General features: G+C 38.4%; 9 protein-coding genes. 5 read left to right on the forward strand and 4 right to left on the reverse strand.

The window, feature by feature from the left end:
* Positions 1-32 precede the first annotated feature (32 nt).
* Positions 33-1,094 carry a DNA polymerase IV gene (gene dinB / locus QM941_RS00565; protein WP_414337656.1) on the reverse strand — a complete coding sequence of 354 codons (1,062 nt, stop codon included), beginning with the start codon at positions 1,092-1,094 and terminating at the stop codon, positions 33-35.
* 238 nt (positions 1,095-1,332) lie between these two features.
* Here dinB and pflB point away from each other — a divergent pair, with 238 nt between their 5' ends.
* Together pflB and QM941_RS00575 are read left to right on the forward strand one after the other, a co-directional pair.
* Complete coding sequence (pflB, locus tag QM941_RS00570) at positions 1,333-3,648, forward strand: formate C-acetyltransferase (protein ID WP_414337658.1); 2,316 nt, start codon at positions 1,333-1,335, stop codon at positions 3,646-3,648.
* Between the two features lie 405 nt (positions 3,649-4,053).
* The gene (locus tag QM941_RS00575; RefSeq protein ID WP_414337660.1) at positions 4,054-6,156 is read left to right on the forward strand and encodes an ATP-dependent Clp protease ATP-binding subunit; all 2,103 of its coding nucleotides are present in this window, start codon (positions 4,054-4,056) and stop codon (positions 6,154-6,156) included.
* 59 nt (positions 6,157-6,215) lie between these two features.
* On the opposite strand, the gene QM941_RS00580 is transcribed toward QM941_RS00575, so the two are convergent.
* A complete protein-coding gene (locus QM941_RS00580) occupies positions 6,216-6,698 on the reverse strand; it encodes an S-ribosylhomocysteine lyase (RefSeq protein ID WP_414337662.1) in 483 nt (160 codons plus the stop codon).
* 220 nt (positions 6,699-6,918) lie between these two features.
* Here QM941_RS00580 and QM941_RS00585 point away from each other — a divergent pair, with 220 nt between their 5' ends.
* On the forward strand, positions 6,919-8,901 hold the full coding sequence (locus QM941_RS00585; protein WP_414337665.1) for a peptide ABC transporter substrate-binding protein: 1,983 nt from the start codon (positions 6,919-6,921) through the stop codon (positions 8,899-8,901).
* A gap of 82 nt (positions 8,902-8,983) precedes the next feature.
* On the opposite strand, the gene pbp1a is transcribed toward QM941_RS00585, so the two are convergent.
* On the reverse strand, positions 8,984-11,119 hold the full coding sequence (gene pbp1a, locus QM941_RS00590; RefSeq protein ID WP_414337667.1) for a penicillin-binding protein PBP1A: 2,136 nt from the start codon (positions 11,117-11,119) through the stop codon (positions 8,984-8,986).
* Positions 11,116-11,709, reverse strand: a complete 594-nt coding sequence (gene recU / locus QM941_RS00595; protein WP_414337670.1) for a Holliday junction resolvase RecU — start codon at positions 11,707-11,709, stop codon at positions 11,116-11,118. Before recU ends, pbp1a begins: the two co-directional genes overlap by 4 nt.
* 67 nt (positions 11,710-11,776) lie before the next feature.
* Here recU and QM941_RS00600 point away from each other — a divergent pair, with 67 nt between their 5' ends.
* Both QM941_RS00600 and gpsB read left to right on the forward strand, forming a co-directional pair.
* Positions 11,777-12,304, forward strand: coding sequence for a DUF1273 domain-containing protein (locus QM941_RS00600; protein ID WP_414337673.1), 528 nt, complete (start codon positions 11,777-11,779; stop codon positions 12,302-12,304).
* 69 nt (positions 12,305-12,373) lie between these two features.
* Positions 12,374-12,709: a cell division regulator GpsB gene (gpsB, locus tag QM941_RS00605; protein WP_414337676.1), complete on the forward strand. Its 336-nt coding sequence runs from the start codon at positions 12,374-12,376 to the stop codon at positions 12,707-12,709.
* Positions 12,710-12,713: the final 4 nt, after the last annotated feature.

A 12,713-nucleotide genomic window follows, 5' to 3' on the forward strand; every position in this document is an offset into this window, starting at 1 on the left:
AAAAAACCTTGGAGGAAGAGCCCTTCAAGGTTTTATAATCCGGATACGGTAACACCCAACAAGCGGATGCCTTGATTATTACTGGGAAGACTATCATATAGTTGGCTTGCGATTTTGGTGATTTCATCAGCATCCTGTGTTGGTCCTTCGAGACTTTTACGTTTGGTGAGGGTTGAAAAGTCAGCGTAGCGAATTTTTAGAATAATAATCCTGCCGGATTTTTCATATTTTTGTAGACTGAGGGCGACTTTTCCAGCTAGGAGAGTCAGCTCTTTTTTAATATCTTCTTCTTGTGTGAGAAGTTTGCTATAGGTTTTTTCTTTGCCAATAGATTTTCGAATACGATTGGTTTTGACAGGTGAGTTATGGATACCTCTAACTTTTCGATAAAGGTCAAAACCCAAGCGACCAAAACGATCAATCAGGGTTATTTCAGGAATTTCTAAGAGGTCGCCTCCCGTATAAATTCCCATTTCATGAAGTTTTTCTACTGTTTTCTTACCAACCCCATGAAACTTTGCAATATCCATGTCTTTTAGAAAATCTTGTGCTTCTTCTGGTAGTATGACTGTCAATCCATGTGGTTTTTGGAAATCACTAGCCATTTTGGCAAGGAATTTATTATAGGAGACACCAGCAGAAGCGGTTAGCTGTAATTCACGCCAAATATCTTCTTGAATTAAACGAGCAATCTTAATGGCAGATGAGATTCCTAGCTTATTTTCCGTTACATCCAGATAGGCTTCATCGATGCTCATAGGTTCAATGATATCAGTATAACGCTTAAAGATAGCCCGAACTTCTTGCCCAACTGCCAGATATTTTTCATAGTTACCAGAAATGAAGACTGCCTGAGGACACCTCTGATATGCCTCCTTGGAACTCATAGCAGAGTGAACTCCAAAAGCCCGGGCCTCATAGCTACAAGTTGAGACGACACCGCGACCGCCGGTTTGTCTAGGATCCCTTCCAATGATAACTGGTTTTCCTTTTAGTTTGGGATTGTCTCTGATTTCCACAGCAGCAAAAAAGGCATCCATATCGATGTGGATGATTTTTCTAGATGTATCATTCATTAATGGAAAAATCAGCATGGAATCCCCCTAAAATTTGACGTTATTTTCCCCTTATTATACTCTTTTTCTGAAAAAATGGAAAACGAGGAGTTTGTTTTCAACTATATAATACAGTTCGCTCGATATTTTACTCTGTATTAGTAAAGAAAGTTAAAAAAAGAGTACATTTATCTTGTTGAAAACGATTACCGTATGGTATACTTAGCATATAAATGTAACAGATGACTGTTACTAGAAAGAAAAAAGAGGATTTAACATGGTTGTTAAGACAGTTGTTGAAGCACAAGACATTTTTGAAAAAGCTTGGGAAGGCTTCAAAGGTGTTGATTGGAAAGAAAAAGTAAGTGTGTCTCGTTTTGTTCAAGCAAACTACACACCATATGATGGAGACGAAAGCTTCCTTGCTGGACCAACAGAGCGTTCACTTCACATCAAAAAAATCGTAGAAGAAACTAAAGCACACTATGAAGAAACTCGTTTCCCAATGGATACTCGTCCAACTTCTATTGCTGATATTCCAGCTGGATTTATCGACAAAGAAAACGAATTGATCTTCGGTATCCAAAATGATGAACTCTTCAAATTGAACTTCATGCCAAAAGGTGGTATCCGTATGGCTGAAACTACTTTGAAGGAAAATGGATATGAGCCAGACCCTGCTGTTCACGAAATTTTCACTAAATACGTAACAACAGTTAATGATGGTATCTTCCGCGCCTACACTTCTAACATTCTTCGTGCTCGCCACGCTCACACTGTAACTGGTCTTCCAGACTCTTACTCTCGTGGACGTATCATCGGTGTATACGCACGTCTTGCACTTTACGGAGCTGACTTCTTGATGCAAGAAAAATTGAATGATTGGAATTCAGTTAAAGAAATCGATGAAGAAACTATCCGTCTTCGTGAAGAAATTAACCTTCAATACAAAGCATTACAAGAAGTTGTTCGTTTAGGTGATCTTTACGGAGTTGACGTTCGTAAACCAGCGATGAACGTTAAAGAAGCTATCCAATGGGTAAACATTGCCTTCATGGCTGTCTGCCGTGTTATCAACGGTGCAGCTACATCTCTAGGTCGTGTGCCAATCGTCTTGGATATCTTTGCTGAACGTGACCTTGCTCGTGGTACATTTACTGAATCAGAAATCCAAGAATTTGTTGACGATTTCGTTATGAAACTTCGTACAGTTAAATTCGGTCGTACAAAAGCTTATGACCAATTGTACTCAGGTGACCCAACCTTCATCACAACTTCTATGGCTGGTATGGGTAACGACGGTCGTCACCGTGTTACTAAGATGGACTACCGTTTCTTGAACACTTTGGACAATATCGGTAACTCTCCAGAGCCAAACTTGACAGTTCTTTGGACTGACCAATTGCCATATAGCTTCCGTCGCTACTGTATGCACATGAGCCACAAACACTCTTCTATCCAATACGAAGGGGTTACAACAATGGCTAAAGACGGATACGGTGAAATGAGCTGTATCTCATGCTGTGTATCTCCACTTGACCCAGAAAACGAAGAACAACGTCACAACATCCAGTACTTCGGTGCTCGCGTTAACGTTCTTAAAGCTCTTCTTACTGGTTTGAACGGTGGTTACGACGATGTTCATAAAGACTACAAAGTATTTGACATCGATCCTATTCTTGACGATGTTCTTGAATTCGAATCAGTTAAAGCTAACTTTGAAAAATCTCTTGACTGGTTGACTGACACTTACGTAGATGCTTTGAACATCATCCACTACATGACTGACAAGTACAACTACGAAGCTGTTCAAATGGCATTTTTGCCAACTAAACAACGTGCTAACATGGGATTCGGTATCTGTGGATTCGCAAACACTGTTGATACATTGTCAGCTATCAAGTATGCTACAGTTAAACCAATCCGTGATGAAAATGGCTACATCTACGATTACGAAACAATCGGTGAATACCCACGTTGGGGTGAAGATGATCCACGTTCAAACGAATTGGCAGAATGGTTGATCGAAGCTTACACAACTCGTCTACGTAGCCACAAACTTTACAAAGACGCAGAAGCTACAGTTTCACTTCTTACAATCACATCTAACGTTGCTTACTCTAAACAAACTGGTAACTCACCAGTTCACAAAGGTGTATACCTCAACGAAGATGGTTCTGTGAACTTGTCTAAACTTGAATTCTTCTCACCAGGTGCTAACCCATCTAACAAAGCTAAAGGTGGATGGTTGCAAAACTTGAACTCACTTGCTAGCCTTGACTTTGGTTACGCAGCTGATGGTATCTCATTGACTACACAAGTATCACCACGTGCTCTTGGTAAGACTCATGACGAGCAAGTAGAAAACTTGGTAACAATCCTTGATGGTTACTTCGAAAACGGTGGACAACACGTTAACTTGAACGTTATGGACTTGAATGATGTTTATGAAAAGATCATGTCAGGTGAAGACGTAATCGTACGTATCTCAGGATACTGTGTAAATACTAAGTACCTTACTCCAGAACAAAAAACTGAATTGACACAACGTGTCTTCCACGAAGTTCTTTCTATGGATGATGCATTGAGCTAAGATTTATAAATAGTAAATCAAAAACCAGTCACTCTGACTGGTTTTTTTGTTATAAAAATTTTTTTAAAAAAATTAGTCAAATTTGGTCAAATATGTTGACTAAAACTGACTAAAGTGATATACTAAGAACATAAGGATAAGGAAAGTCCTTAGAAAACCTTGATTTTAAGATGATTGTATATACTATCTTAAGATCAAAGTATGGGTAAAACCTAGAAAAGAGGTACAACCTATGGTTAACATTAGTATTTTTAGAAGTCCAATCGAAAAACCTGTATTGGATAAAGAAAAACCTGAAATTATACGTAGAGTAGCAAATAGCTAGTCTAAATTTTTTGAAACAAAGGTCAGAGAAAGTCAAATTATTTTGACTAAGTAAATTTGAAAACAAACGAGGTATGAAATATGAATAACAACTTTAATAACTTTAACAACATGGATGATTTATTTAACCAATTGATGGGCGGTATGCGTGGATACAGTTCAGAAAACCGTCGTTACCTGATAAACGGTCGTGAAGTAACGCCTGAAGAATTCGCTATTTACCGTCAAACCGGCCAACTTCCAAGCGAAAGAAGTGAACAAACTCAGTACGTTCAAGGTAAAGCTATGAAACAAGATGGGATTCTTGCAAAACTTGGACGTAACTTAACAGCAGAAGCTCGTGAAGGGAAGTTAGATCCTGTAATCGGGCGTAATAAGGAAATCCAAGAAACTTCTGAAATTCTTTCTCGTCGCACAAAGAATAATCCAGTTCTCGTCGGTGATGCTGGTGTCGGTAAAACAGCTGTAGTTGAAGGGCTTGCACAAGCAATTGTAAATGGTGATGTTCCAGCAGCAATCAAGAACAAAGAGATTATTTCTATTGATATTTCTGGACTTGAAGCTGGTACTCAATACCGTGGTAGCTTTGAAGAAAACATTCAAAACTTGGTAAACGAAGTCAAAGAAGCTGGAAATATTATCCTTTTCTTCGACGAAATTCACCAAATCCTAGGTGCTGGCAGCACAGGTGATGGTCAAGGGTCCAAAGGTCTTGCTGATATCTTGAAACCAGCTCTTTCGCGTGGAGAATTGACAGTGATTGGGGCAACAACTCAAGATGAATACCGTAATACCATCTTGAAAAACGCAGCCCTTGCTCGTCGTTTTAATGAAGTAAAAGTTAATGCTCCATCTGCTGAAGATACTTTCAAGATTCTTCAAGGTATTCGAGATCTTTATCAACAACACCACAATGTTATTTTGCCAGATGAAGTCTTGAAAGCTGCCGTTGATTACTCTGTTCAATATATTCCACAACGTAGCTTGCCGGATAAGGCTATTGACCTTGTGGATGTGACAGCTGCTCACTTGGCAGCTCAACATCCCGTGACAGATGTACATGCAGTTGAGCACGAAATTCAAGTGGAAAAAACTAAACAAGAAGAAGCTGCGGCTAAAGAAGATTACGAAGCAGCTCTAAATGCAAAAGTCCGTATCGAAGAGCTTGAAAAGCAAATTGCTAATCATACAGAAGATCACAAGGTTACAGCTACTGTAAATGATGTAGCTGAGTCTGTCGAACGGATGACTGGAATCCCAGTATCACAAATGGGTGCAACCGATATCGAACGATTGAAAGATATGGGTCACCGTTTGCAAACTAAGGTTATCGGTCAAGACAAGGCTGTTGAAGCAGTAGCAAAAGCTATCCGTCGTAACCGTGCTGGTTTTGATGAAGGTAACCGTCCAATCGGTAGCTTCCTTTTTGTAGGTCCTACTGGTGTTGGTAAGACTGAGTTGGCCAAACAATTGGCTCTTGATATGTTCGGAACGAAAGATGCCATCATCCGTTTGGACATGTCAGAATATAGCGACCGTACAGCCGTATCTAAATTGATTGGTACAACTGCAGGTTATGTTGGTTACGATGACAACAATAATACCTTGACAGAACGCGTTCGTCGCAATCCATACTCAATCGTACTTTTGGATGAGATTGAAAAGGCTGACCCTCAAGTCATCACCCTTCTCCTTCAAGTTTTGGACGATGGTCGTTTGACAGATGGTCAAGGTAACACTGTCAACTTCAAGAATACAGTGATTATCGCAACTTCAAACGCAGGCTTTGGTTACGAAGCTAACTTGACAGAAGATGCTGATAAACCAGAACTTATGGATCGTTTGAAACCTTACTTCCGTCCAGAATTCTTGAATCGCTTTAACGCAGTGATTGAGTTCTCACACTTGAGCAAGGAAGACCTTTCTAAGATTGTTGATTTGATGTTAGCTGATGTTAATAAGACGCTTGCTAAGAAAGACATCGACTTGGCAGTGAGCGATGCAGCCAAAGAATATATGACTGAAGAAGGCTACGATGAAGTCATGGGTGTTCGTCCACTCCGTCGTGTGGTTGAACAACAAATTCGTGATAAAGTGACAGATTTCCACTTGGATAATCTTGATGCTAAACACCTAGAAGCTGACATGGAAGATGGTGTTTTGGTCATTCGTGAAAAAGCCTAAATCAAGATTTAGAAAATAAAAAAAGGAACCAGTTCAAAAGCTGGTTCCTTTTTTTATTATTAGATGACATGACGTTCAAAGGCATCGTCTGAGATTCCTTGTTGGAGAATCAATTTTGCCCATTCTTTAGCAGAAAAGAGGCTGTGATCCTTGTAGTTACCACAAGATTCAATGGTTGTTCCTGGGACATCTTCCCAAGTTGTTGTTTCAGCGATTTCCTTCAGTGAATCCTTGATGACAGCTGCGATTTCAGCGCTAGAATGACGTCCCCACATAATCATATGGAACCCTGTACGACAACCAAATGGTGAACAATCTATCATACCATCGATGCGAGTACGAATCAGTTTAGCTAGAAGATGCTCAATAGTATGAAGTCCACTAGTTGGAATTGAATCCTTATTTGGTTGAACCAAGCGAATATCAAAATTAGAGATAATATCTCCTTTAGGACCTGTTTCTTCTCCAATTAAGCGGACATAAGGGGCTTTAACAATGGTGTGATCGAGTTCAAAACTTTCAACAATAACTTCTTTTGACATGGTATTTCCTTTCAAATTTCTTCTTTCATTATATCATAAAGCTTTACTTTGACAACTGCTAATAATATATTTTGAGTTTAGAATTATTAATGATTTTTGAATTAAAAAGTAAATTTTAAAAAAAGTTTTATTTTTAAAAAAATTCAGACAATTTTATTGACAGGGACCATAAAATTGTCTATAATAATAAGCTATAAAATAGAAAAATTAAGGAGATTTTATGAAGATTTCTAAAGTTGTTGCTTTAGCAGGTGTTACTTTGTTAGCATCAGGTGTATTAGCTGCTTGCTCTAGTTCAGGTTCTAGTGCTAAAGGAGAAAAAGTATTCTCTTACATGTACGAAACAGATCCTGACAGCCTTAATTATTTGACTACTGGTAAGGCAGCAGTTACCAATATCACTAACAATGTGGTTGATGGTTTGTTAGAAAATGACCGTTATGGTAACCTAGTTCCATCTATGGCAGAAGATTGGTCTGTCTCTCAGGATGGATTGACTTATACATATACAATCCGTAAGGATGCAAAATGGTATACAGCTGAAGGTGAAGAGTATGCAGATGTTAAAGCTAAAGATTTTGTAACAGGCCTTAAATATGCGGCTGATCAAAAATCAGATGGCCTTTATCTTGTACAAGAATCTATCAAGGGGCTAGATGCCTATGTTAAAGGTGAAATAAAAGACTTTGCTGAAGTTGGTATCAAGGCAATCGACGACTACACAATTCAATATACCTTGAACAAACCAGAAAGCTTCTGGAATTCTAAGACAACTATGGGAGTCCTTGCACCAGTTAATGAAGAATTTCTTAATTCTAAGGGTGAGGATTTTGGTAAGGCAACAGATCCAAGTAGTATCCTTTATAATGGTCCATACCTACTTAAATCTCTTGTAACGAAGTCTTCTGTAGAATTTGAAAAGAATCCAAACTACTGGGATAAGGAAAATGTTCATATTGATAAGGTTAAATTAGCTTTTTGGGATGGACAAGACACTAATAAACCAGCGGAGAACTTCAAAGATGGTAGCTTTACAATGGCTCGTCTCTTCCCAACAAGTGCAAGTTATCCAGAACTAGAAAAAGAGTTCAAAGATAATATCGTCTATACTCAACAAGACTCTGCAACTTTCCTAGTTGGTACTAACATTGATCGCCAGTCTTATAAATATACTTCTAAGACTACTGATGAACAAAAGACATCTACTAAGAAAGCACTTCTTAACAAAGATTTCCGTCAAGCAATCGCCTTTGGTTTTGACAGAACAGCTTATGCTTCGCAAGTTAATGGTCAAAGCGGAGCTACAAAACTTCTTCGTAACTTGTTTGTGCCACCAGCTTTTGTTCAAGCAGATGGTAAAAACTTTGGTGATTTAGTTAAAGATAAATTGGTAACTTATGGAGATGAGTGGAAAGATGTTAACCTAAATGATGCTCAAGATGGCTTGTACAATCCAGAAAAGGCTAAAGCTGAGTTAGCTAAAGCGAAAGAAGCACTTCAAGCAGAAGGTGTTCAATTCCCAATCCATTTGGATATGCCTGTAGACCAAACGAATACAACCAAAGTTCAACGTGTTCAATCTTTGAAACAATCGCTTGAAGCTACTTTGGGAGCAGAAAATGTTGTCGTTGATATTCAACAACTTCAAAAAGATGAAGTTCTTAATATCACCTACTTTGCGGAAACAGCTGCGGGAGAAGACTGGGATCTTTCAGATAACGTAGGTTGGTCACCTGACTTTGCTGACCCATCGACTTACCTTGATATCATCAAACCATCTGTAGGTGAAAATACAAAAACTTACCTAGGATTTGATTCAGGAACAAACAACGCTGCAGCTAAGCAAGTTGGTTTGGAAGACTACGAGAAAATGGTAGTTGAAGCTGGAAATGAAACTTCAGATATCAGTAAACGTTACGAGACTTATGCGGCTGCTCAAGCTTGGTTAACAGATAGCGCCTTATTGATTCCAACAACATCTCAAACAGGCCGTCCAATGTTGTCTAAGATGGTTCCATTTACTCTTCCATTTGCCTACTCAGGTAATAAAGGTACGAGTGAAGCCCTCTTGTACAAATATTTAGATCTTCAAGATAAGCCAGTGACAGCTGAAGAATATCAAAAAGCTCAAGAAAAATGGACTAAAGAAAAAGAAGAATCTAATAAAAAAGCGCAAGAAGATCTTGCTAAACATGTGAAATAATAAATGGTGGAGTTGGTTATCTAACTCCACTGTTTTTCTGTAAAAGGAAAGACCTAAGAATTCATTCTTAGGTCTTTTATCATTATTGTTGTCCTTGAGGAGCAGGATTCTGTTGAGGATTTTGGTTTAGGTTAGGATTAGTAGGATTCTGACCTGTGGAAGGATTAGTAATCTCAGGGAGAGAAGTCGTATTTTCAGATGTAGTACTTGAAGTTTCTGTGGTAGTTGTCGTTTGCGTTGTTTGGGTAACCCAGTTACTACGAGCACCGTTTTTAAAGACATACTCCCCTCTTCGGTAAAGTCCCTCAGGCATCGTCCAATCTCCCGGATGGTCATCTTCAGAGAGATATTCCATCATTGAGCGGTAAATATTGGCTGCTACTCTAAATCCATCCCCTATAACTGGAGTAAGGCGATTAGAGTATCCTGTCCAAACAGCCATTGAATACTTACGGGTATATCCAACAAACAATTCATCTGGAGCGACTAATTGACTCGTTTTAATATAATTTTCAATCTCCTCATCCGTGTAGTTTGATGTACCAGTTTTCCCTGCTTGTGGTAACCAAGACATATAGGCTCCACGTCCTGTACCACTTGTAAGTACAGTTTTCATCATTTCTGTCATCATGTAGGCAGTTGTTTCCTTCATTGCACGGGTACCAGGATTGGAGAATTCTTTAGAACTTCCATCGCTGAAAATGATTTTGTTAATATACATTGGTTTGTGGTAAATACCACCATTAGCAAAGGCAGCGTAGGCAGCAGCCATTTTTTCGCTGCTTGCACCGTATTTTCTATTTGATTCAGTTGTATTACTTGAAATAGCATTAGCATAGACCAGCGTTGGATAATCGATTCCAAGACCGCTTAAGAAAGATTTTGCTTTATCTAATCCAACTTTGTCAAGAGTTTCAACTGCTGGTACGTTCCGTGATTGTTGGATAGCTGTTTGTAGGGTGATGTTCCCAAAATAGCCTCTATCCCAGTTGTAAACAGGAGTGTTAGTGCCAGGATAGTTGTAGGGAACATCTTTAAGCATATAAGCAGTTGAATCATAGATATCATACTCTAGTGCGGGAGCGTAGTCCGTGATTGGTTTCATGGTAGAACCCCAGTCGCGGTTTGTCTCAACAGCTTGGTTGATTCCAAAGGATACATTACTCGATTGATGACGAGAGCCAAGTTGGGCAATGACTTTGCCGTTAGATACATCTACGATGGTAGAAGCTGCTTGTAGGTCAGCATCTGGGTAGTCTACGTATTCATCAGTATTGTATACATCCCAAAGGCGTTTTTGAACATCTTGATCTACGTTTGTATAGACTTCCATTCCAGTTGTCAGAAGATTGTAGCCGGTTTCTTGTTCGACTTGGTCAATCACCTCTTTAAGATAGTTATCCAAGTATGGGGGGTAAGTATTACTTGCTTTAAGGCTTTGTAAACCATCAGTAATTGGAGTATTTATGGCAGTTTCATATTGCTCAGCTGTCAAATAGCCCTGTTTTTGCATCTCTGATAAGACAAGATTACGACGTGATTCAGCTTCCTCTGGATGAGAGTATGGATCGTATTGGTTTGGTGCCTGAGGCATTCCAGCAAGGAGAGCTAGTTGCGGAATAGATAAATCCTTTAAATCTTTACCATAGTAATTTTTAGCAGCTGTCTGCATACCATAGTTACCATTTGACATGTAAACTTTGTTGATGTAATAAGTTAAGATTTCTTGTTTAGTAGCAGTTCTTTCCAATTGAAGAGCCAACCATGCCTCTTGTGCCTTACGTGCAATTGTTTGGTCAGCAGTTGATGTTGAAAAGTAGGTCAATTTAATTAATTGTTGGGTTAAAGTTGAACCACCTTGCAGACCATTGCTACGAAGATTCCGTAAGAAAGCACCCAGGATTCGAATGCTATCAATTCCTCTATGATTGAAAAAACGATGGTCTTCAATAGATACGATTGCATTAACGAGTTCAATTGGAATTTCGTTACTTTGAATATTTTCGCGACGCTCTGCTCCCAAATCTGCGATTAATTCATTTTTACTATCATAAATTTTACTTGAAGTCGTTGCGACTAGTTTACTTTCGGAAAGTTCTGGAGCCTTAGATACATAGTAGAAGAAAACACTCCCACCAATCAGTATCGACACGATGAAGGCTGATAAGAAAGCGATACCTAGATATTTGGCAATACGCCAGATAAGTTGTTTATTCATATTGTTTTACCACCTAGTAAATGTTGTTTGACGATATCGAGATAGGGAATTTGTGGAAAGGCATTTTGTTCAATCACATAACCATACTCTCGGATATAATCAAGCGGCATCGATTTTTTCCCCATATCCTGTTGGTAAAAACGGATGAGATCAATGGCCGGTAATAAATACGTTTCTTGATAAGAAGAAAAATGAAGTAGTACAAAGCAAATACCCTTTTGCTCAAGGACTTGTTCCATGTGTTGGATCTGGTGAGAGTGAAAGTTCTTCATCGGAAGAGCTGTTTTTTGCCGAGTTTCCTTAGCTTCAAAGTCGATGTAAAAACCTTTATAAACTCCAGAATAGTCAGTTGTAGATGCTTGCCTAAAGTAAGCTTCAACAATCTTAGCCCGACTCCTTTGTGGGTAGTCAACTCGAACAATCTGGATTGGGGTTGGTTTTTTATGTATAACCGCCATTCCATGGGCTAAATAATAGTCGTTCGTAGCGTTAATCATCTTTTCAAAGGACATTCCCCGATTTGCGAAATTTTTAGTTTTAGGTTTCTGGGGAAGTTTTTTAGATGAAAGCTTATGTGGATAGTTGACCATAGTTCTCCTTATTGGTACAATAACATCACTCAATTATATCATAAAAGTGTAGAGAAAGGATAAAAAAATGCATACAGCCTTGGTTTTAGGCTATTCTGCCTTCGATTTAGGAATATTTAATGACAAGGATATTCGATTAAAAATAATCAAAAAAGCTATACGAAAAGATTTAGAAAAACTTGCTGAGGAAGGTCTAAAATGGCTGATTTTTACTGGAAGTCTAGGTTTTGAATATTGGGTCTTAGAAGTAACTAAGGAAATTAAGGAAGATTATGGATTTCAGCTCGCAACTATCTTTGATTTTGAAACACATGGCACAAATTGGAATGAGGCTAATCAGATCAAACTTACTGCATTTAAACAGGTAGATTTTGTTAAATATGCATATCCTAATTATGAGCATAAGGGTCAACTACGAGACTATCAATTGTTTCTACTTGAAAACACAGATGGTTCTTATATTTTTTATGATGAAGAAAATGAAACACAGCTCAAGTATTTTTACGAAATGATTAAAAAGAGAGACGGCTATGTTACAAAAAAATTAACATTTGAGGAATTGAATGAAATAGCGGAAAATTTTTCTGAAAAATGAGCCTTTGACCTTGCTTTTTACTTGCCTTTTTTTATATAATAATAGTAGTAACCAAGAATGGAGAGAGACATGGCAAGTATTATTTTTACAGCAAAGGATATTTTTGAACAGGAATTCGGAAGAGAAGTACGAGGTTATAGTAAGGCTGAAGTTGATGAGTTCTTGGATGATGTTATCAAGGATTATGAAACTTATGCTGCACTAGTTAAATCACTACGCTTGGAAGCCGCAGAATTGAAAGAAGAATTGGCGAAAAAACCTCAAGCAGCACCTGTATCTGTAACTTCTGAACCTGCCGAGCTTGGAAGTACAACTTCTATGACTAACTTTGATATTTTAAAACGTCTAAATCGTCTTGAAAAAGAGGTCTTTGGCAAACAAATTTTGGATAATTCTGAAATGTAAGAAT

The sequence above is a fragment of the Streptococcus timonensis genome, assembly GCF_047460355.1.
Classification (GTDB): Bacteria; Bacillota; Bacilli; order Lactobacillales; family Streptococcaceae; genus Streptococcus; species Streptococcus timonensis_A.